Here is a 21,948-nt window from a genome sequence, read left to right as displayed (position 1 = left end):
GTCAAGCTAGTAAGATCCCTGAAAGATGATCAGGTTGATAGGTTCGAGGTGGAAGCGTGGTGACACGTGGAGCTGACGAATACTAATCGATCGAGGGCTTAACCAATATACACTTTATCTTATGTTATCTAGTTTTGAAGGAATATCCTTCATATGTCTAGTGATGATGGCGAAGAGGTCACACCCGTTCCCATACCGAACACGGAAGTTAAGCTCTTCAGCGCCGATGGTAGTTGGGACCTTGTCCCTGTGAGAGTAGGACGTCGCTAGGCAAAAAAGACCGCTAATCAAAAATGATTAGCGGTCTTTTTTTATTTCATTCCTTAGTGAATCCGAATAAAATCATTCTTTATATCAAAACAATAAGAAAAGGCAACTCAGATCGAGTTTGCCTTTCTTATACATGATATTGCGAGGTATTTCCAACTTGCTGATATTATGTATAAGGGCCCCTAAGATAAGTGTTTTCATTTCAGCTTCGCTTAAATCAAGTTTATCGCAGAAGTCTACCGCATATTTAAATACTCGTTTGCTGTGACGATATGTGTAGGCATCTTTAGAAAGAAAGGTATTAAGCTGCTGTTCAATTTCTTCCAGCTCTTTTTCAATAGACAGCAAAATCCCGTCAAATACCATAGATGTGTTCATCTTTATTTTATAGTTGTATATTAAATAAATACAGTTGAAATAATGTATTTTTTAAAAAATACAAATTTTCTAAAATATATTACAAAAGGAATAATGCATTTAATATCATATAAAAGTCAATGAAAAGTGTTATAATAATATATGAAAATTACAGATAGAGCTAAGAAATGGGATATATTACAGAAATATACGTAAATACACATGAAATACGAATGTTTTATAAAGTTCCAATGTAAATGTTCGATTTTTTGTTGACCTTATCTTATATACTTGGTAAGATAACGATGGAGATTGAAAAAAAAATAAACCTCATATAATAGCGGGGATAGGGCCTGCGAGTTTCTACCCAACGACCTTGAATTGTTGGACTATGAGGGAAAGTAGCTCGGTATGTTTTATTTGTACAGGACCACTATGCCTGAGTAGAATACTTTCCCCTCAAGGGAGTATTCTATATCAGGCTTTTTATTTGGAGGGGGAGCGAATATGCCAACAGTCGGAGTTATTATGGGAAGTACATCTGATTGGGAAACGATGAAGCATGCTTGTGACATTTTGGAACAGTTAGAAATTCCGTATGAGAAACAGGTAGTATCAGCGCATCGAACACCGGATTATATGTTCCAGTACGCAGAATCAGCACGAGAGCGCGGAATTAAAGTGATTATTGCTGGTGCTGGAGGAGCTGCTCATCTGCCAGGCATGGTGGCAGCGAAAACGGCGCTCCCTGTTATTGGCGTACCAGTACAGTCTAAAGCGCTGAATGGATTGGATTCTTTGTTATCTATTGTGCAAATGCCCGGCGGCGTTCCTGTAGCGACGGTAGCAATTGGAAAAGCAGGGGCTGTAAATGCGGGATTACTTGCAGCAGAAATATTAGGTGCTTTTGATGATAGAATTTTTGATGCTTTAGAAAAAAGACGGGAAGAAACAAAACGAAGCGTATTGGAAGGCAGTGAGCTTCTATGAAACGAGTGATTTTGCCAGGTCAGACAATCGGTATCATCGGCGGCGGACAGCTTGGAAGAATGATGGCTTTGGCGGCGCGGGAGATGGGATATAAAATAGCGGTGCTTGATCCAGCACCGAACTCTCCTTGTGCACAAATTGCAGATATAGAGATCGTGGCCGCTTATAATGATAAGCATGCAATTGAAGAGCTTGCAAAAGTGAGCGATGTCATTACGTATGAATTTGAAAACATTGATTATGAATCTTTGTGCTGGCTAGAGGCGCATACGTATTTGCCGCAAGGAAGCAAATTGCTGCAGTTGACCCAAAATCGTTATACAGAGAAAAATGCGATTGTTCAAGCAGGTATTCCTGTAGCGCCATTTCGATTGATTCAGACTGAACAAGACTTGTTGCAGGGAATTAAAGAGTTTTCATATCCATGCGTTTTAAAGACAACGACGGGTGGATACGACGGAAAAGGTCAAGTTGTTTTAAAAAGTGAGGCAGATGTTTCAAAGGCAAATGAGTTAATTCAATCACAGGAATGTATTTTGGAAGATTGGATTCCGTTTGAGAAAGAAATATCAGTCATTGTCGTGCGCAATACGATGGGAGAAACGAAGGTATTTCCGGTAGCAGAAAATATTCATGTTGAGAATATTCTTCATGAAACAATTGTACCAGCGCGTATCTTACCGGAATTGGCAGAACAGGCAATTCAATGTGCAGAGACGTTAGCGAACGAATTGGATTTAGTTGGTACTTTGGCTGTTGAGATGTTTGTAACGAAGGACGGTTTGTATATAAACGAATTGGCGCCAAGGCCCCACAATTCTGGACATTTTACAATTGATTCCTGTGAAACAGATCAATTTCAGCAGCACATTCGAGCTGTATGCGGATGGCCGCTCGGCGAAACAACTTTATTAACACAGGTTGTTATGGTGAATATTTTGGGAGAACATATAGAAGGAGTCCTTGGCAATGTGAATCAATTTTCAGATTGCAAGCTGCATTTGTACGGAAAGGCAGAGGCGAAGCAGAAGCGGAAAATGGGACACTTGAACATTTTAGGCGATGTAGAAATGGCTTTGCGTAAAGTGCAAATGCTCGGCATATGGGACCGTGAAGAACAATTGGTGGAGGTAAAAAAATGATCAGTCGTTATACTCGCCCGGAAATGGGTGCAATTTGGACGGAAGAAAACAAGTTTCAGGCATGGTTAGAGGTTGAAATTCTTGCGTGTGAAGCGTGGGCTGAATTGGGAGACATTCCAAAGGAAGATGTGAAAAAGCTTCGTGAAAACGCAGCTTTTAATATCAACCGTATTTATGAAATCGAAGAAGAAACGCGTCACGATGTAGTAGCATTTACAAGAGCTGTTTCTGAAACATTAGGCGAAGAGCGTAAATGGGTGCACTATGGCTTAACATCAACAGATGTGGTAGACACTGCGTTATCTTATTTATTAAAGCAAGCAAACGATATTTTATATAAAGATTTAAACAACTTCATTGAAATCTTGAAAAACAAAGCGAAAGAGCACAAATATACAGTAATGATGGGCCGTACGCACGGTGTACATGCAGAGCCGACAACATTTGGTTTGAAGCTTGCGCTTTGGTACGAAGAAATGAAACGCAATCTAGAGCGCTTCAAGCAAGCGGCAGACAGCGTACGCGCAGGAAAAATTTCCGGTGCAGTTGGTACGTATGCAAATATCGATCCGTTCGTAGAGAAATACGTGTGCGAGAAGCTTGGTTTAGAAGCAGCACCGATTTCTACACAAACGTTACAGCGTGACCGTCATGCGCATTACATGGCAACGTTGGCGTTAATTGCAACTTCTATCGAAAAAATGGCTGTAGAAATTCGTGGTTTGCAAAAGAGCGAAACACGTGAAGTGGAAGAATTCTTTGCAAAAGGACAAAAAGGATCATCTGCGATGCCGCATAAACGTAACCCAATTGGTTCTGAAAACATGACAGGTATTGCACGCGTAATTCGCGGCTATATGTTAACAGCGTATGAAAATGTACCGCTTTGGCACGAACGTGATATTTCACACTCCTCTGCAGAACGCATCATTTTGCCAGATGCGACAATTGGATTAAATTACATGTTGAACCGCTTCAGCAACATTGTGAAAAACTTAACGGTTTTCCCTGAAAATATGAAGCGTAACATGCAAAGAACATACGGATTAATCTACTCTCAGCGCGTGATGCTTTCTTTGATTGATAAGGGTATGGTACGTGAAGAAGCTTATGACATCGTGCAGCCGAAAGCTATGGAAGCTTGGGAAACACAAGTTCCATTCAAGCAGCTTGTTGAGTCTGACGAGCGCATTACAAGCAAGCTGACACAAGCGGATATCGATGAGTGCTTTAACTACGAGTACCATCTGCAGCACGTAGATACAATCTTTACGCGACTTGGTTTGGATTGATAACTGGATATGGCACAGAATTACGTTCTGTGCCCTTTTATTTGACTAGACGCTTTCTAATTATTGAGAAAAACAGGAGGCTTGTGATATGGAAAAGCTGGAACTGCTGTATGAAGGAAAAGCAAAGAGAATATATCGCACAGAGCAAGAAAACGTTGTTTGGGTAGAATATAAAGATAGCGCAACTGCCTTTAATGGGGAGAAAAAAGAGACGATTTCTGGAAAAGGCCGTTTGAATAATGAAATTACGAGCTTGCTGTTTGACAAATTAAAGGATGCAGGTATCCCAAGCCATTTCATCGAGAAGCTTTCTGAAACAGAGCAGCTTGTTCAAAAGGTACAAATCATTCCTCTTGAAGTTGTTGTCCGCAACATTATAGCAGGAAGCTTGTCCAAGCGTATTGGCATGGAGGAAGGCACTTTGCTTGAAGCACCAATTGTGGAGTTTTACTACAAGGACGATGCACTCGGAGATCCGCTTGTAACAGAAGATCATATCCGTATCTTGCAAGCAGCAACACCAGAGCAGCTGCAAGCATTGCGCGCTTTGGCTTTACGAGTAAACGATGTATTAACAGCTCACTTTGCAAGCTGCCAAGTTAGATTAGTGGATTTCAAGCTGGAGTTCGGTATAACAGCAGAAGGAGAAATTCTGCTTGCGGATGAAATTTCACCGGATACATGCCGCTTATGGGATTTAAATAGCAATGAAAAGTTCGATAAAGACGTATTTCGCCGTGACCTCGGTAATTTAACGGATGCCTATGAAGAAATCTTAAAACGATTAGGGGGAATTTCACATGTTTAAGGTAAAAGTATTTGTCACATTAAGAGAAAGTGTACTAGACCCGCAAGGTACTGCAGTAAAAGGAGCGCTTCACAGCCTTGATTTTAAAGCTGTTCAAGATGTTCGCATCGGAAAGTACATGGAGCTGACAATTGAGAATACTGTAGAAGATATCGACAGCATGGTAAAAGAAATGTGTGAAAAATTGCTGACAAATGTAGTAATTGAAGATTATCGCTATGAAGTTGAGGAGGTAGTCGCACAGTGAAATTTGCCGTAATCGTTTTTCCAGGATCGAACTGTGATGTAGACATGTATCATGCGATTCAAGATGAATTAGGCGAGGAAGTTGAGTACGTTTGGCACGATGCGAAAAGCTTAGATGAATACGATGCTGTCCTTATTCCAGGAGGGTTTTCCTACGGGGATTACCTTCGCTGCGGTGCCATCTCTCAATTCTCCAACGTGATGAACGCCGTTAAAGAAGCGGCAGCAGCAGGGAAGCCAGTGTTGGGCGTATGTAACGGATTTCAAATTTTAGTAGAAGCGGGTCTTCTGCCAGGCGCATTAATCCGCAATAAAGACTTGAAATTTATGTGCCGTACGGTGGAGCTTCGTGTAGAAAACAACAACACAATGTTCACATCACAATATGAGCAAGGCGAAGCAATCAACATTCCAATTGCTCATGGTGAGGGCAATTATTATTGTGATGAAGAAACATTGAAAAAATTAGAAGAAAACAATCAAATCGCTTTCCGTTATGCAGGCAATCCAAATGGAAGCATTTCTGATATTGCAGGGATTATAAATGAACAAGGCAACGTTCTTGGCATGATGCCGCATCCTGAGCGTGCCGTAGATGCATTATTAGGTGGAGCTGACGGATTAAAGCTCTTCCAATCAATTTTGAAACACTGGAGGGAACGTCATGTCGTTACTGCTTGAGCCAAGTCCGCAACAAATTGAAGAAAAGAAGATTTACGCAGAAATGGGGCTTTCAGACGAAGAATTTGGAATGGTGAAGAACATTATCGGACGTCTTCCTAACTATACAGAACTTGGTCTATTCTCTGTTATGTGGTCTGAGCATTGCAGCTATAAAAACTCTAAGCCAGTGCTTCGCAAGTTTCCGACAACAGGAGAGCGCGTCCTGCAAGGTCCGGGTGAGGGAGCTGGAATCGTAGACATCGGCGACAATCAAGCGGTTGTATTCAAGATTGAGAGCCATAACCACCCATCCGCTATCGAGCCGTACCAAGGTGCAGCTACAGGCGTAGGCGGTATCATTCGCGACGTATTCTCCATGGGTTCTCGTCCGATTGCTCTATTAAATTCTTTACGTTTCGGTGAGCTGAAAACACCTCGCGTAAAATATTTGTTTGAGGAAGTCGTAGCGGGCATCGCAGGGTACGGCAACTGTATCGGAATTCCTACTGTCGGCGGCGAAGTGCAATTCGACCCGTGTTATGAAGGAAATCCTCTTGTAAATGCGATGTGCGTAGGTCTCATTAACCATGAAGACATTAAAAAAGGGCAAGCGCATGGGGCTGGCAACACAGTGATGTACGTGGGTGCTTCTACAGGACGTGACGGTATTCACGGTGCTACGTTCGCATCTGAAGAATTGTCCGAGGAATCCGAATCCAAGCGTCCGGCTGTACAGGTGGGAGATCCGTTCATGGAGAAGCTCCTTCTGGAAGCTTGCTTGGAGCTTGTAAAATCAGACGCACTTGTTGGTATTCAAGACATGGGTGCAGCGGGCTTAACATCTTCTTCTGCGGAGATGGCAAGCAAAGCCGGCATGGGTATTGAAATGTATTTAGATGACGTACCGCAGCGTGAAACAGGCATGACAGCTTATGAAATGATGCTGTCCGAGTCCCAAGAGCGCATGCTCATCGTCGTGAAAAAAGGCCGCGAGCAAGAAATCGTGGACTTATTCAAAAAGTACGACTTAGCAGCAGTTGCAATCGGAAAAGTAACAGATGATAAAATGCTTCGTCTATTCCATAAAGGTGAAATGGTTGCAGAAGTTCCAGCTGATGCTTTAGCAGAAGAAGCACCTGTGTACCATAAACCGTCCAAAGAACCAGCTTACTTCGCGGAGTTCCAAAACATGAACGTTGAAACGCCGCAAGTTGAAGATTATAACGAAACATTGCTTGCTCTTCTCAGTCAGCCTACCATTGCAAGCAAGGAATGGGTATACGATCAATACGATTATCAAGTGCGTACGAGTACAGTTGTAACACCGGGTTCTGATGCAGCGGTCGTTCGTGTGCGCGGAACGAATAAGGCGCTTGCGATGACAACGGATTGTAACTCCCGCTACATTTATTTAGATCCAGAAACAGGCGGAAAAATTGCTGTGGCAGAAGCGGCGCGCAATATTGTGTGCTCTGGAGCTGAGCCGTTGGCAATTACAGACTGCTTAAACTACGGAAACCCTGAAAAGCCAGAGATTTTCTGGCAAATCGAAAAGTCCGTAGAGGGTATGAGCGCAGCTTGTCGTACATTGGCTACTCCGGTTATCGGCGGTAACGTTTCCCTTTACAATGAACGAAGCGGCGAGGCAATATACCCAACTCCGACAGTCGGCATGGTTGGACTCGTGCATGATCTTGCACATGTAACGACGCAAGAGTTCAAGCAAGCGGGCGATCTTGTGTATGTAATTGGCGAAACAAAAGAGGAGTTCGGCGGCAGCGAACTTCAAAAAATGCTGAATGGAAAGATTTTTGGAAAATCTCCAAGCATCGATTTAGAAACAGAGGCAAAACGCCAAAAGCAATTGCTGGCAGCTATTCAAACAGGACTTGTACAGTCCGCGCATGATCTTGCGGAGGGCGGCCTTGCGACAGCGCTTGCGGAATCCCTTATGGGCACAGCTCTTGGCGCAGACGTGCAAGTAGCAGGTGAAGCTGTTGTGGCTTTATTTGCGGAGACACAATCCCGCTTCCTCGTGTCTGTAAAGCGTGAGCATCAAGCAGCGTTTGAACAGGCAGTAGAGGCTTATCATATTGGAGAAGTAACGGATACAAGCAAACTCGTCATTCGTGGTGAGAAGGAGGAGCTTGTCAATTTGGATGTTCAGAAGATGAGAACAGCCTGGAAAGGAGCAATTCCATGCTTGCTGAAATAAAAGGCTTAAATGAAGAATGTGGTGTTTTCGGAATCTGGGGACATAAAAATGCGGCGCAAATCGCATATTACGGTCTCCACAGCCTGCAGCACCGCGGACAGGAAGGCGCAGGAATTGTCGTTAACGATGGAGAGAAGTTGATCGGCCATAAAGGACTAGGCTTAATTACAGAAGTATTTTCGCATGGAGAGCTTGATATGCTGGGTGGAAATGCGGCAATTGGGCATGTGCGCTATGCGACGGCAGGAGGAGGCGGCTACGAGAACGTACAGCCGTTGCTCTTCCACTCCCAAACAGGAAGCCTTGCCCTTGCGCATAACGGCAACCTTGTTAATGCTAATCGCTTGAAGCATGAGCTTGAAAGGCAGGGCAGCATTTTTCAAACAACTTCCGATACAGAAGTGCTTGCCCACTTATTAAGACGTCATAATGAATTTCCGTTAGTAGACCGGGTAAAAGTGGCATTGAACAAAATCCAAGGTGCGTATGCATTTTTAATCATGACAGAAACGCATCTTCTTGTGGCGCTGGACCCGAACGGATTCCGTCCGCTGGCGCTCGGCAAGCTTGGGGATGCCTATGTCGTTGCTTCTGAAACATGCGCTTTTGACATTGTCGGCGCTACTTACATTCGTGACGTGGAGCCGGGCGAGCTGTTGATCATTTCGGATGAAGGCTTAGAATCGCAAGTGTTTACAACGGAAACACAGCATGCAATTTGCAGCATGGAATATATTTATTTCTCTCGTCCTGACAGCAGCATTGACGGCATTAACGTTCATGCCGCTCGCAAAAACATGGGGAAAAAGCTTGCTAAGGAAGCGCCGGTTGAGGCGGATGTTGTAACGGGCGTTCCGGATTCCAGCATCTCTGCGGCAATCGGATTTGCGGAAGCAACAGGGATTCCCTATGAGCTTGGCTTAATTAAAAACCGTTATGTAGGGCGGACGTTCATACAGCCTTCGCAAGAGCTGCGTGAGCGCGGCGTGAAAATGAAGCTTTCGCCAGTGCGCGGCATTGTTGAAGGAAAACGCGTCGTGATGATTGATGATTCCATCGTGCGTGGTACAACAAGCCGTCACATCGTACAAATGCTTCGCGACGCAGGAGCGACAGAGGTACATGTTCGCATTGCGGCACCGCCGATTGTAAATCCGTGCTACTACGGTATTGATACATCTACGCGCGAGGAGCTAATTGCGTCCAATCATAGCATAGAAGAAATGCGTGATCTGATCGGTGCGGATTCTCTAGCTTTTTTAAGTGAAGATGGTTTAGTAGAAGCAATTGATCGAAAGCATACAAATGGATGCGGCGGTCAATGCATGGCGTGCTTTAACGGAAATTACCCGACGCCGATTTATGAAGATGAACTTGTACACCAGCAGAGTTAAGAGACTTCTACTTCGGTAGAAGTCTTTTCAGAAAGGGGCAGTTAAAATGGCAAATTCGTATAAACAAGCAGGAGTCGATATTGAAGCAGGATACGAAGCGGTATCCCGCATGAAGAAGCACGTACAAAAAACGATGCGTCCGGAAGTGCTTGGAGGCTTAGGCGGATTTGGGGGCATGTTCGATATCTCAAAATTCGGCCTGGAGGAGCCGGTTCTTGTCTCTGGTACAGACGGAGTCGGAACGAAGCTTATGCTTGCATTCATGATGGATCAGCATGATACGATCGGCATTGATGCGGTTGCTATGTGTGTGAACGACGTTGTCGTGCAAGGAGCAGAGCCGATTTTCTTCTTGGATTACATCGCGTGCGGAAAAGCGGATCCGGCACGTATCGAGAGCATCGTAAAAGGTGTAGCGACCGGTTGTGAGCAAGCAGGTTGTTCCTTAATTGGCGGCGAAACAGCGGAAATGCCAGGCATGTATTCTGAAAATGAGTATGATTTAGCTGGTTTTACAGTTGGTATTGCTGATAAGAAGAAACTCATTACAGGGCAAAGCATTGAAGCGGGGGATGTGTTAATTGGCCTTTCTTCTAGTGGTATCCACAGCAATGGCTACTCACTCGTTCGCAAAGTGCTTTTAGAAGACGGAAAGCTCTCTCTTCATGAAACGTATGGCAATCTTCAAACAACGCTCGGTGAAGAATTGCTGCGTCCGACACGTATTTATGTCAAACCGATTCTAGAAGTTCTGAAAAAGTTCGAAGTAAAAGGAATGGCGCATATTACAGGCGGCGGTTTCATTGAAAACATTCCACGTATGCTTCCTGAAGGAATTGGTGCAGAAATCGACTACGGTTCTTGGCCGATTCAGCCGATTTTTGATTTGCTGCAGGAAACAGGAAAGCTAAGCCGAAAAGAAATGTTCAACATTTTCAATATGGGAATCGGCATGGTACTCGTCGTGAAAGAAGCAGATCTCGTAAATGTGATTGAGCTGTTAGAGGCGCAAGGAGAAAAAGCCTACATTATCGGCAGAACAACAGCGGAAGAAGGCGTAACGTTCGGCGGAGGCGCATTAGAATGAAAATAGCGGTATTTGCATCGGGAACCGGCTCTAATTTTCAAGCGATAATAGATGCGGTAAGCGCTGGTGAGCTGGCGGTGGAAATTGGCTTACTCGTATGCGATAAGCAAGAGGCAAAAGCGATTGAACGGGCAGCAAACCACGGTATTCCGACATTTGTATTTTCACCTAAAAGCTATCCTTCGAAGGAAGCCTTTGAAACAGATATTTTAGAACAGCTTAAAGCTCACAGTATCGATTGGATTTTCCTTGCGGGCTACATGCGTTTAATTGGTAATGTACTATTAGGCTCTTATACTGGCCGCATTGTGAATATTCATCCATCCTTGCTGCCGAGCTTTCCCGGAAAGGATGCAATCGGTCAAGCGCTGCAGGCCGGCGTCAAGCTGACAGGCGTAACCATTCACTACGTTGATGAGGGAATGGATACAGGGCCGGTTATTGCTCAGGAGGCAGTCCGTATTGATGAGAGCGATACACGCGAAAGCTTGCAAAGAAAAATTCAAGCAACAGAGCATCGATTGTATATCCAGACGATCGGAAATTTATTAACAGGAGCGAGAGCGTAATGACAAAACGTGCGTTAGTAAGTGTATCCAATAAAACAGGTATTGTTGAGTTTGTAAAAGGGCTCATTGAACAAGGAGTAGAAGTTATTTCTACAGGCGGTACGAAAAAGCTATTACAAGAAAACGGCTTAAACGTAATCGGAATTTCTGATGTAACAGGTTTTCCAGAAATCATGGACGGCCGCGTGAAAACCCTTCATCCGAACATTCACGGAGGCTTATTGGCGGTTCGTGATAACGAAACACACGTTGCACAAATGAACGAGCTTGGCATTCAGCCAATTGATTTCGTTGTTGTAAACTTATATCCGTTTAAAGAAACAATTTCGAAGCCGGATGTAACATTTGAAGATGCAATTGAAAACATTGATATCGGCGGCCCGACAATGATCCGCTCTGCAGCGAAAAACCATGAATACGTAACAGTTGTTGTAGATCCTGCTGACTATGAGACTGTACTTTCCGAACTGAAAGAAGGCGGCGAGGTATCAAAAGAGGTTAAGCGCAAGCTTGCAGCAAAAGTGTTCCGTCATACAGCGGCATACGATGCATTAATCTCTGAATACTTAACGAAGCAAGTAGGAGAAGAAAGCCCTGAAACAATTACTGTAACATTTGAGAAAAAGCAAGATTTACGCTACGGCGAAAATCCGCATCAAAAGGCTGCCTTCTATAAGAGCCCGTTTGCAGCAGCTTCTTCTATTGCATATGCAGAACAGCTGCACGGGAAAGAACTATCCTACAACAATATTAACGATGCAGATGCAGCGCTTAGCATTGTAAAAGAATTTGCAGAACCGGCTGTAGTAGCAGTGAAGCATATGAATCCTTGCGGCGTGGGAGTAGGTACAGACATTTACGAAGCTTACCAACGCGCTTATGAAGCAGATCCAGTTTCTATCTTCGGAGGCATTGTTGCGGCAAACCGTGAAATCGATAAAGCGACAGCAGAGAAGCTGCATGAAATTTTCTTAGAAATCATTATTGCGCCTTCCTTCTCCAAGGAAGCGTTAGAAGTACTGCAAGGAAAGAAAAACCTTCGTCTTCTTACAGTAGATATCGCAAAAGGTGAAGCTACAAATAAAATTACGTCTGTACAAGGCGGCTTATTAGTACAAGAGGAAGATGTTCTTTCTTTAGAAGATGCGAACGTTACAATTCCGACAAAGCGTCAGCCTACAGAGCAAGAGTGGGAAGACTTGAAGCTTGCTTGGAAAGTAGTAAAGCATGTGAAATCTAACGCAATCGTTTTAGCGAAAGATAACATGACAATCGGTGTAGGCGCAGGACAAATGAACCGTGTGGGCGCAGCGAACATCGCAATTACACAGGCAGGAGAGAAAGCGCAAGGCTCAGCGCTTGGGTCTGATGCGTTCTTCCCTATGAATGATACAGTGGAAGCAGCTGCAAAAGCAGGCGTAACAGCTATCATCCAGCCTGGCGGTTCTATCCGTGATGAAGATTCCATTAAAAAAGCGGATGAATATGGAATCGCGATGGTATTCACTGGAGTTCGTCACTTTAAACACTAAGGGGGAGAAAGCATGAACGTTTTAGTGATTGGCCGCGGCGGCCGCGAGCATGCGCTGGCATGGAAGCTGGCGCAATCTGCGCATAAAGTATATGTGGCACCGGGCAACGAAGGTATGCGTGACGTGGCAGAATTAGCTGCTATTGATGAAAATGACTTTGCTGCATTGGTTGCATTTGCAAAGGAAAAAGAAATCGAGCTAACGATTGTTGGTCCGGAAGTTCCGTTAACGAACGGAATTGTGAACTACTTTGAGGAAGCGGGTCTTCGTGTGTTCGGCCCGCGTCAAGAAGCTGCAGTGATTGAAGGCAGCAAAGCTTTTACAAAAGATTTAATGAAAAAGTACAGCATTCCGACTGCTGCTTATGAAACATTTACAGAATATGAACAAGCAGCGGCATATATCGAGCATGTCGGGGCGCCTATTGTGATTAAAGCGGATGGATTGGCAGCCGGCAAGGGTGTTACGGTAGCGATGACGAAGGAAGATGCGCTTGCAGCTGTAAAAGAAATGATGCTGGATGCAAAATTCGGCGAAGCAAGCAAGAAGGTTGTAATTGAAGAGTTTTTGGAAGGACAAGAGTTTTCATTGATGGCATTTGTAAATGGAACGAATGTGTATCCGATGGTTATCTCGCAAGATCATAAACGTGCCTTTGACGGAGATAAAGGACCGAATACAGGCGGTATGGGAGCATATTCACCAGTTCCGCAAATTCCGGAAAGCTCTGTCGAACAAGCGGTAGAAACGGTGCTGCACCCTGTCGCAGCTGCGATGATAAAAGAAAACCGATCTTTTACAGGTATACTGTATGCAGGTCTTATTTTAACAGCTGAAGGGCCAAAAGTAATTGAATTCAATGCACGCTTTGGCGATCCAGAGACCGAGGTTGTCCTTCCGCGTCTGGAAAACGATCTAGTGGAAGTAATGCTGAACGTGTTAGATGGAAAAGAAGTGCAGCTGGAATGGTCAGAAGATGCTGTTGTAGGTGTGGTTCTTGCTGCAAAAGGCTATCCGGACAGCTATGAAAAAGGGTTCGTAATCAAAGGGTTAGACAAAGTAAGCGATCAAGCTCTTGTTTTCCATGCAGGCACTGCTATGAAGGACGGGGAGTTCGTAACAAACGGCGGCCGCGTGTTATTTGTCGCTTGTCGAGGAAAAGATTTGTCTTCGGCAAAAGAACAAGCTTACAAAGAAATAGAAAATATCGAGAGCGAAGGTTTGTTTTACCGTTCTGATATTGGACAAAAAGCAATCGATTATATAACTGTATAAAGCTGTCTAGCTTGCCCTGAGGGGCTGAGCAAGACTTCTGTTAAAAACTGAGCACGGGAGAAGAAACCCGTGCTCAGTTCTTTTTAGGCGAGTACAGGGCGGTCAAATATAGTAACACTCAAAGCCGGACGCTAAGCATGCGTTTTTTGTATGTCGTAGAGAGCATGATGTTTAAAAGCAGGCAATAGGGGAGCATTACCGCGAAATTTTATAATTTCTGTTTGAAAAAACGGCTAGCGCTTGTTCAAGCGCTAGCCGTCGGTATGTGGTAGAAGGAAACTCCATCGTTGCGGTGCGTGACAGAGAAGCTGGATTCTACTTCAGAATTCAATGTGATTTCGTACCCAGAACCGCTGCTATCTCTGCCTCGATTTCCTTGTCAGAAGCATCATAAGACTTTTTGTTATCATGATGTGAAGGCTCATCATGCTGCTTTGTGTTATGTGCTTCTTGGTTATTAGACTGTCCCTTTTCCATCAAGTCCATGAAAGGTAAATTCATGTATTTGCTCAGCTTGAATGCTTCTGTAACCGGACAAAAGCGAACGATGCCTTCTGCTACCTTCATTGCTCCGAGTACAACGAACAGCTTAGGAGCGAAGCACCAAGGCTTGCGTACAAGCTTAGCTGTTGCGAAGCTTACTATCGTTAACCCGACCATAATACGAATCAGGGCATTCAACGTGCCGATGTTTGGTTTAAACACGCGAAACAGCTCCATTTCTCCTTAGTATTGAAATAAACCATTTATTTCGTTTTTTATTGTCTCTCCTCATGCTGTCTCTATACAATCCAACATTTAGGATAAGCTAAAGGTAAGTTTCTCCGGTACGTTAATTCATAAATTTTTGCTATAATGTAATAATGCACAACGTAGGAAAGAGGTGTTTCTATGTATGATATAAAAGAATGGAAACATGTATTCAAGCTCGACCCGAACAAAGAACTGAGTGAAGAAGACTTAGAAAGAATTTGTGAGTCCGGAACAGACGCTGTCATTGTCGGCGGAAGCGACGGCATTACACTGGACAACGTATTATTCATGCTATCAAGCATTCGCAGATATACAGTACCTTGCGTATTAGAGGTATCTTCTTTAGAGTCCGTAACACCAGGTTTTGATTACTATTACATACCGTCCGTCTTGAACAGCCGCAATCTGCAGTGGATTACAGGATTGCACCATGAGGCGCTGAAGGAATTCGGGGATATCATGAACTGGGAAGAAATTCTGATGGAAGGCTATTGCGTGTTAAATGCCGATTCTAAAGTTGCCGAGCTGACAGAAGCAAATTGTGATCTAAGCAATGATGATGTAATTGCATATGCACGTATGGCAGACAAGCTGTTCCGTCTTCCGATTTTCTATTTGGAATACAGCGGAACGTATGGTGACCCTGAGCTTGTCAAGCAAGTAAAACGAGAGCTGCAGTCCGCGCGTTTATATTATGGTGGCGGCATTCAAACTGCAGAACAGGCAAAAGAGATGGCACAGCATGCTGATACAGTAGTAGTCGGCAATTTAATTTATTCGGACGTGAAAGAAGCATTGCGTACGGTACAAGCAGTTAAGGGAGAGTAAGGAAGGTGGAAATATGAAAGGAACGGAAAAGTTGCTTTCAGGGCTGAACCCTGAGCAGCAGGAAGCAGTAAGAACAACGAGCGGCCCGCTTTTGATTATGGCGGGAGCGGGAAGCGGCAAGACGCGTGTGCTGACGCACCGTATCGCTTACTTATTACAGGAAAGAGAAGTTGCGCCTTGGAATATATTGGCGCTTACTTTTACAAATAAAGCGGCCCGTGAGATGAGAGACCGTATCGACAAGCTTGTCGGTCCGGAAGCGAACGATATTTGGATTTCGACGTTTCACTCTATGTGCGTGCGTATTTTGCGCCGTGATATTGACCGCATCGGCATCAGCCGTAATTTCACGATCTTGGATGACAGCGATCAGCTGTCTGTTATTAAAAATATTTTAAAAGAACGCAATATTGATCCGAAAAAATTCGAGCCCCGCGCTCTTCTCGGCGGCATTAGCAGCGCGAAAAACGAACTTGTTACACCGCAGCAATATGCGAAGGAAGCGTCACCAGATCCGTATGAAAAAATGGTCAGCGATGTGTACACAGAATACCAAAAGCGTCTATTAAAAAATAACGCCTTGGACTTTGACGATTTAATCATGACGACAATTCATTTGTTTGAACGCGTACCGGAAGTGCTGGAATTTTATCAGCGTAAGTTTCAATATATTCATGTGGATGAGTATCAAGATACGAACCGCGCGCAGTACTTGCTTGTTAAAATGATGGCGGCCCGCTTTCAAAACTTATGCGTAGTCGGCGATTCAGACCAATCCATTTACCGTTGGCGGGGAGCGGATATCGCAAACATCCTGTCTTTTGAAAAGGATTATCCGAATGCAACAGTGATTATGCTGGAGCAAAACTATCGCTCTACGCAAAGCATTTTGAAAGCCGCAAATGCTGTAATTGACAATAACTACAACCGCAAGCCGAAAAACTTATGGACAGAGAACGAAGAAGGAAAATATATTTCCTATTACCGTGCTGTAACGGAGCAAGATGAAGCATATTTTGTCGCGAAAAAGATTCGTGAAGAAATAGAAGTCGGTAAGCGCAGCTATAATGACTTTGCTGTTCTTTACCGCACGAATGCACAGTCTCGTGTGGTGGAGGAAGTGTTCTTAAAATCCAATATTCCTTATAAAATTGTCGGAGGCATTAAGTTCTACGACCGTAAAGAAATCAAGGATATTTTGGCATACTTGCGTTTGATCGCAAACCCGCAGGATGAAATCAGCTTTGCCCGCATCATTAACGTGCCGAAGCGAGGCATCGGGGCATCTTCTATTGATAAAATAATTAACTATGGCGTTATGCATGATTTACCGCTTACGGATGTATTAGAGCAAATCGATTTTGTAGGTCTCAGCGCCAAAATCACAAATGCTGTAAAAGAGTTTCATAACCACATTAAAGGCTGGGTACAGATGCAGGAATATTTATCTGTAACAGAGCTGGTGGATGATGTTCTTGATAAAACCGGCTACCGCGATATGCTGAAAAATGAACGCTCCCTTGAATCGCAGGCTCGTCTTGAAAACTTGGATGAGTTTTTGTCTGTTACGCAAAGCTTTGAAACACAAAGTGAGGACAAGAGCCTTGTTGCGTTTCTGACAGACCTTGCACTTGTAGCGGATATCGACCGTGTGGATGAAGAACCGGGCAATCAAGAGGAAGTTATTTTAATGACTATGCACTCCGCAAAAGGGTTGGAGTTTCCGATTGTGTTTATTGTAGGACTTGAGGAAGGCATTTTCCCTCATTTGCGTTCTCTCATGGATGACAATGAAATGGAAGAGGAGCGCCGCCTTGCCTATGTGGGAATTACGCGTGCCGAGCAGGAACTGTATTTAACGAATGCACAGATGCGCACGCTATTCGGCAGAACAAATATGAACGCGGAATCCCGTTTTATTGCAGAAATTCCCGCAGATCTCGTGCAGCCGCTTCATCATGTGCCGCAAAAACGAAAAGCAGCTCCTGCGACGGCGCCTAGAATGCGTACCGTACAACAGCCTGCACTTCAATCAACAGGCGGGGAGCAGCTTGGCTGGAAAGTCGGAGACAAGGCCGCTCACAACAAATGGGGCACTGGTACGGTAGTAAGTGTGAAAGGGACAGGAGATGCAATGGAACTTGATATTGCTTTTCCAAGTCCGACAGGCATTAAACGTCTGCTTGCGAAATTTGCACCGATTACGAAGGTATAGGGGGAGAGACTATGGCGAAAGAAGCGATTCAACAACGCATTCAAGAGCTTCGTGATATTTTAAATAAGTTCAATTACGAATATCATGTACTGGATGCGCCGTCTGTTTCTGATGCAGAGTATGACGGCTATATGCAGGAGCTCATTCTTCTTGAGGAAGAAAATCCAGAACTGCTGACAGAAGATTCTCCTTCTATACGTGTGGGCGGCCAAATTTTGGACGTATTTGAGAAAGTAACGCATAAATCACCGATGCTCAGCCTTGGAAATGCCTTTAACGAAGGAGATCTTCGCGACTTCGATCGGAAAGTGCGGCAAGGAAGTAATGAAGAGAATGTCAGATATGTATGCGAACTGAAGATTGACGGTCTGGCCGTTTCCCTTCATTATGAAAAGGGACTGTTCATTCAAGGCGCAACGCGCGGCGACGGCGTGACCGGAGAAGATATTACGCAAAACTTAAAAACGATTAAAGCGATTCCGCTCCGTTTGACAGAAGAAGCAACGCTTGAAGCGCGCGGCGAGGCGTACATGCCGAAGCGCTCGTTTGGCAAGCTGAATGCAGAGAAAGAAGAAAAGGGTGAGATGCTGTTTGCGAATCCACGCAATGCAGCTGCCGGCTCTTTACGCCAGCTTGATCCAAAAATCGCGGCGCAGCGCAATCTTTCCTTCTTTGTGTATGGCTTGACAGACCTTGAAGGACAAACCATTACAGCTCACAGCGAGGCTTTGGACTTTTTAGAGAAACTTGGCTTTAAAACGAATCCTCATCGCCGCGTATGCAATACGATTGAAGAAGTGATTGCATATGTAGAAGAGTGGCAGGCAAAGCGTCCAGAATTAGATTATGAGATTGACGGCATCGTTATTAAGGTGGACAACGTGGAAGTACAGCAGCAGCTCGGAACGACTGCGAAGAGTCCTCGCTGGGCTATTGCATATAAATTTCCGGCAGAAGAGGTTGTCACAAAGCTGCTTGATATTGAATTAAATGTGGGACGAACAGGCGTTGTTACACCGACAGCCATTCTGGAACCAGTCCGTGTGGCAGGCACAATCGTACGCCGCGCATCTCTTCACAACGAAGATTTAATCCGTGAAAAAGATATTCATATCGGCGACTATGTAGTGGTGAAAAAAGCGGGAGATATCATTCCAGAGGTTGTGAATGTTCTGTCTGAGCGCCGTACGGGAGAAGAACAGGAATTCCGCATGCCGACGCACTGTCCGGAATGTGAAAGCGAGCTTGTCCGTTTAGAAGGCGAGGTAGCGCTTCGCTGCTTAAATCCATCTTGTCCAGCACAAATTCGCGAAGGGTTGATTCATTTTGTATCGCGTGATGCTATGAATATTGATGGTTTGGGCGAACGCGTGATTACGCAGCTGTTTAATGAAAAGCTTATCCATACGGTTGCGGACATTTACACGCTGACGAAAGAACAGCTGCTTGCATTGGAGCGTTTCGGAGAAAAATCTGCTTCTAACTTAATTGAAGCAATCCAAGCATCCAAGAACAATTCGCTGGAAAAGCTATTGTTCGGACTCGGCATTCGTCATGTAGGAGCGAAAGCGGCCCGTACGCTGGCGCAGCAATTTGAGACGATGGAGAATTTGCGAAAGGCAACAGTTGCGGAACTTACCGCCGTTAACGAAATCGGAGAGAAAATGGCAGAGTCTGCTGTTACCTATTTTGAAACTGAGGAAGTGCAAGACTTGCTTCGACAGTTAGAAGAATACGGCATCAATATGACATATAAGGGAATAAAACCGGCTGATACAGCAAATATCGATTCATACTTTGCAGGGAAAACCATTGTATTGACGGGCAAGCTTGAAATGATGGGACGCAGCGAAGCGAAGAAGAAGATTGAAGAATTAGGCGGCAAAGTGGCAGGAAGCGTAAGCAAGAGCACAGATTTGCTGGTTGCAGGAGAAGCAGCAGGCTCAAAGCTGGCGCAGGCGCAAAAGCATAATGTTGAGATTTGGGATGAAGAGAGGTTTGTGACGGAGCTAAATAAGTAAGAGGTGCGGAAAAACATGAAAAAGCTGGCAATACTGATAACAAGCCTCGGGCTCATCCTTAGCGGATGCGGTCCGAGCCTCCAAAATAATGAAAAAGTCGTTCAGAACTCTAGTAAATCAAAAGGGAGTTCAATTGTTCCAAAGTATTCTATTTCCGATGATTATTATAAGACCATTGTTCCATTTAAAGATGGAGCGGCTCGCGGATTAGTGGTACAAGGCTTGAACAGCCGTCTAGATGTTGATGAATTTGAAACGGGACTCATGCGCATAGCAAAGGATTCATTCAGTACGAAAGATTATTTGTTTCAAGAAGGACAGCTTTTGAGCAAGACAACAATTCAGCAGCTTGTTGACAGGAAACGTACAGACGCACAGCAAGCAGATGTAGAAAAAAAGCAAGCGGAAGCGAATAAAAAAGTGGCGGTTCCAAATATTGGTCTGAACCCGGAATACGACCCAAATGCACCGGGATCGACAGAAAATAAAAATGCCAAGAGTCCCATTTACTTATCCAGTATTTTAGAGCACGATTATTTGGTTAAAAATAGTGATGGGAAGGTAGAAGTTGGCGGTGTAGTAATCGGTCTTGCGATGAATTCCGTTCATTATTTTAATCTAGATGCTAGTCAAGGCGGTTATCCACGCGAAACCGACATTTCCGAAGGTGAAATGCTAAGCCAAGGGAAAAAAATGGCACAAGCCATTTTAGATGTCCTCGTAAAACAAAAAGATTGGAAAAATGTACCTGTTGTGTTTGCTATTTACCGCCAGCAGGCAAAATCTTCTCTTGTCCCCGGAAATTTTGTAACTTACACGAAGCTGAGCAGCGGGGATACAAAAGTCAGCAGCTGGAAGGACTTGGATGAAAAATATTATCTTTTCCCGTCAGCTGCTGCTAAAAGCGATTATCGAGAAGATAGTACTAAGATAGACAATTTTAAATCTGATATCTCGCAATACTTCCAAAACAACTTCACTGCGGTTATCGGGAGGGGCTTTTATAAGGATAAGCAATTACAAGAACTTCAGATTGATATCCCAGTGCAATTTAATGGAGAAGCGGAAATTATTGGATTCACTCAGTACGTAACGGGTCTTGTGATGGAGCATTTCCCGAATTATATAAAAGTAGAAGTGAATATTCATTCCGTGTCCAAGCAAGAAGCGGTTATTTTACGGGATGTTAATCAAGAAAAGCCGTTTGTGCATATCTTCAATTAGAACAAAAGCTGTTTCCTGTATAGGAGGCAGCTTTTTTAAAAGAAAAGTATAAAATTCCGCGCTCTTTCCCTTCCTTCCTTCTGTTCGCAGTATGCAACACAAGCCTATGCGCTTAGTAAAAAACACAGGGGAGCTACTATATTCTGCCTGCGCCCGTTTAAAAAGGATCCGGCATATACGTGCACTTATTTTGAAAATATAAACTTCACCTGCTTAAATTTTGTTATAATCATTTTAGAACAATAGGAATCGAGGGAAGCAAAGATGGATGAACTCAGTATACAGGTCATTCTTTTTTTGATTGCATTTGGATTTTTAGCATCATTTATTGATTCGGTTGTAGGAGGCGGCGGACTGATTTCCATCCCGGCATTGATGTTCGTGGGGCTTCCGCCATCAGCGGCGATTGCGACAAATAAGCTTGCGGCTACGATGGGATCATTTACAAGCACGATGTATTTCATCCGCACTAAAAAAGTGGATATGACGCTTGTGCGCCGTTTGCTTCCGTTCACGATAGTCGGTGCGGTGGCGGGTGCGTTTGTTGTAAAATATATCTCATCGGAAGTGATGAGGCCGCTTGTTTTAATTCTTCTTGTGCTTGTAGCAATTTATATCTTCGTGAAAAAAGATTGGGGCTCTGTTTCTACGTATAAGGGAATGACGAAGAAAAAAAGCATTTTGTTTTTCTTGGTTATTGCAGCTATCGGATTCTATGATGGTTTCTTTGGACCGGGAACGGGATCATTTCTTATCTTTGCCTTTTTAATGATCGGCTTCGATTTTATCCGCGCAGCGGCAAGTGGCCGTATGTTAAATTTTGCGAGCAACATTACCGCTCTCATTGCTTTTTTATTTTTAGGTGCGATTCAATTTGAATACGGCATTATTATGGGACTTTCTATGGTCGCAGGCGCATATGCGGGGACGAATTTTGCGCTGAAAAAGGGTGTCGGTTATGTGCGCGTGTTATTTTTAATTGTAACGATTTTATTGATCAGCAAAAATGTTCTAGAGTACATGCATCTCATTTGAAAAGCATAAAGGGATCTCTATAGGGGAGACCT

Annotated in this window: 19 protein-coding genes, 2 rRNA genes and 1 riboswitch; of the genes, 19 read left to right on the top strand and 2 right to left on the bottom strand. The window is 44.1% G+C overall.

Features of this window, described 5'->3' with window-relative positions; translation table 11 throughout:
* A 23S ribosomal RNA gene (locus tag H540_RS0114060) occupies positions 1-106 on the top strand; the annotation flags it as partial.
* A gap of 50 nt (positions 107-156) precedes the next feature.
* Positions 157-272: ribosomal RNA gene (rrf, locus tag H540_RS0114055) — 5S ribosomal RNA — on the top strand.
* Between the two features lie 82 nt (positions 273-354).
* Here the strand turns inward: rrf and H540_RS0114050 are convergent.
* On the bottom strand, positions 355-636 hold the full coding sequence (locus H540_RS0114050) for an HD-GYP domain-containing protein (protein WP_028401222.1): 282 nt from the start codon (positions 634-636) through the stop codon (positions 355-357).
* Positions 637-937: 301 nt separating this feature from the next.
* Positions 938-1,039, top strand: a riboswitch (purine riboswitch).
* 95 nt (positions 1,040-1,134) lie between these two features.
* On the opposite strand from H540_RS0114050, the gene purE reads away from it, so the two are divergent.
* The 12 genes from purE (at position 1,135) to purD (ending at position 13,840) form a co-directional block, all read left to right on the top strand.
* Entirely contained in the window at positions 1,135-1,617 is a 483-nt protein-coding gene (purE, locus tag H540_RS0114045) for a 5-(carboxyamino)imidazole ribonucleotide mutase (RefSeq protein ID WP_028401221.1), read from the top strand.
* A complete protein-coding gene (gene purK, locus H540_RS0114040; protein ID WP_028401220.1) occupies positions 1,614-2,759 on the top strand; it encodes a 5-(carboxyamino)imidazole ribonucleotide synthase in 1,146 nt (381 codons plus the stop codon). The genes purE and purK overlap by 4 nt, the downstream gene beginning before the upstream one ends.
* On the top strand, positions 2,756-4,051 hold the full coding sequence (gene purB, locus H540_RS0114035; protein WP_028401219.1) for an adenylosuccinate lyase: 1,296 nt from the start codon (positions 2,756-2,758) through the stop codon (positions 4,049-4,051). The genes purK and purB overlap by 4 nt, the downstream gene beginning before the upstream one ends.
* An 88-nt stretch (positions 4,052-4,139) precedes the next feature.
* Complete coding sequence (gene purC, locus H540_RS0114030) at positions 4,140-4,859, top strand: phosphoribosylaminoimidazolesuccinocarboxamide synthase (RefSeq protein ID WP_028401218.1); 720 nt, start codon at positions 4,140-4,142, stop codon at positions 4,857-4,859.
* Positions 4,852-5,106 carry a phosphoribosylformylglycinamidine synthase subunit PurS gene (gene purS / locus H540_RS0114025; RefSeq protein ID WP_028401217.1) on the top strand — a complete coding sequence of 85 codons (255 nt, stop codon included), beginning with the start codon at positions 4,852-4,854 and terminating at the stop codon, positions 5,104-5,106. The genes purC and purS overlap by 8 nt, the downstream gene beginning before the upstream one ends.
* Entirely contained in the window at positions 5,103-5,786 is a 684-nt protein-coding gene (purQ, locus tag H540_RS0114020) for a phosphoribosylformylglycinamidine synthase subunit PurQ (RefSeq protein ID WP_028401216.1), read from the top strand. The genes purS and purQ overlap by 4 nt, the downstream gene beginning before the upstream one ends.
* Positions 5,770-7,983, top strand: a complete 2,214-nt coding sequence (purL, locus tag H540_RS0114015; protein WP_028401215.1) for a phosphoribosylformylglycinamidine synthase subunit PurL — start codon at positions 5,770-5,772, stop codon at positions 7,981-7,983. The genes purQ and purL overlap by 17 nt, the downstream gene beginning before the upstream one ends.
* Positions 7,968-9,377 (top strand): amidophosphoribosyltransferase, encoded by a 1,410-nt coding sequence (gene purF / locus H540_RS0114010; RefSeq protein ID WP_028401214.1) that lies wholly within the window; start codon positions 7,968-7,970, stop codon positions 9,375-9,377. The genes purL and purF overlap by 16 nt, the downstream gene beginning before the upstream one ends.
* A gap of 46 nt (positions 9,378-9,423) precedes the next feature.
* Entirely contained in the window at positions 9,424-10,464 is a 1,041-nt protein-coding gene (purM, locus tag H540_RS0114005) for a phosphoribosylformylglycinamidine cyclo-ligase (protein ID WP_028401213.1), read from the top strand.
* Positions 10,461-11,033: a phosphoribosylglycinamide formyltransferase gene (gene purN, locus H540_RS0114000; RefSeq protein WP_034671018.1), complete on the top strand. Its 573-nt coding sequence runs from the start codon at positions 10,461-10,463 to the stop codon at positions 11,031-11,033. The genes purM and purN overlap by 4 nt, the downstream gene beginning before the upstream one ends.
* Positions 11,033-12,565, top strand: coding sequence for a bifunctional phosphoribosylaminoimidazolecarboxamide formyltransferase/IMP cyclohydrolase (gene purH, locus H540_RS0113995; RefSeq protein ID WP_028401211.1), 1,533 nt, complete (start codon positions 11,033-11,035; stop codon positions 12,563-12,565). The genes purN and purH overlap by 1 nt, the downstream gene beginning before the upstream one ends.
* 12 nt (positions 12,566-12,577) lie before the next feature.
* Positions 12,578-13,840 carry a phosphoribosylamine--glycine ligase gene (gene purD, locus H540_RS0113990; protein WP_028401210.1) on the top strand — a complete coding sequence of 421 codons (1,263 nt, stop codon included), beginning with the start codon at positions 12,578-12,580 and terminating at the stop codon, positions 13,838-13,840.
* 327 nt (positions 13,841-14,167) lie between these two features.
* On the opposite strand, the gene H540_RS0113985 is transcribed toward purD, so the two are convergent.
* A complete protein-coding gene (locus H540_RS0113985; RefSeq protein WP_034671017.1) occupies positions 14,168-14,560 on the bottom strand; it encodes a YgaP family membrane protein in 393 nt (130 codons plus the stop codon).
* Positions 14,561-14,731: 171 nt separating this feature from the next.
* On the opposite strand from H540_RS0113985, the gene pcrB reads away from it, so the two are divergent.
* The 5 genes from pcrB (at position 14,732) to H540_RS0113960 (ending at position 21,916) form a co-directional block, all read left to right on the top strand.
* Positions 14,732-15,421 carry a heptaprenylglyceryl phosphate synthase gene (gene pcrB / locus H540_RS0113980; protein WP_028401208.1) on the top strand — a complete coding sequence of 230 codons (690 nt, stop codon included), beginning with the start codon at positions 14,732-14,734 and terminating at the stop codon, positions 15,419-15,421.
* Between the two features lie 13 nt (positions 15,422-15,434).
* Complete coding sequence (pcrA, locus tag H540_RS0113975; RefSeq protein ID WP_028401207.1) at positions 15,435-17,636, top strand: DNA helicase PcrA; 2,202 nt, start codon at positions 15,435-15,437, stop codon at positions 17,634-17,636.
* Positions 17,637-17,647: 11 nt separating this feature from the next.
* On the top strand, positions 17,648-19,657 hold the full coding sequence (gene ligA / locus H540_RS0113970; protein WP_028401206.1) for an NAD-dependent DNA ligase LigA: 2,010 nt from the start codon (positions 17,648-17,650) through the stop codon (positions 19,655-19,657).
* A 15-nt stretch (positions 19,658-19,672) separates the two neighbouring features.
* Positions 19,673-20,881 carry a CamS family sex pheromone protein gene (locus H540_RS0113965; protein ID WP_028401205.1) on the top strand — a complete coding sequence of 403 codons (1,209 nt, stop codon included), beginning with the start codon at positions 19,673-19,675 and terminating at the stop codon, positions 20,879-20,881.
* A gap of 264 nt (positions 20,882-21,145) precedes the next feature.
* The gene (locus H540_RS0113960; RefSeq protein WP_028401204.1) at positions 21,146-21,916 is read left to right on the top strand and encodes a TSUP family transporter; all 771 of its coding nucleotides are present in this window, start codon (positions 21,146-21,148) and stop codon (positions 21,914-21,916) included.
* Positions 21,917-21,948: the final 32 nt, after the last annotated feature.

The organism is Ectobacillus panaciterrae DSM 19096, from assembly GCF_000430785.1.
In the GTDB taxonomy this organism is placed as follows: Bacteria; Bacillota; Bacilli; order Bacillales; family Bacillaceae_G; genus Ectobacillus; species Ectobacillus panaciterrae.
This window is presented reverse-complemented; position numbering and strand designations above follow the sequence as displayed.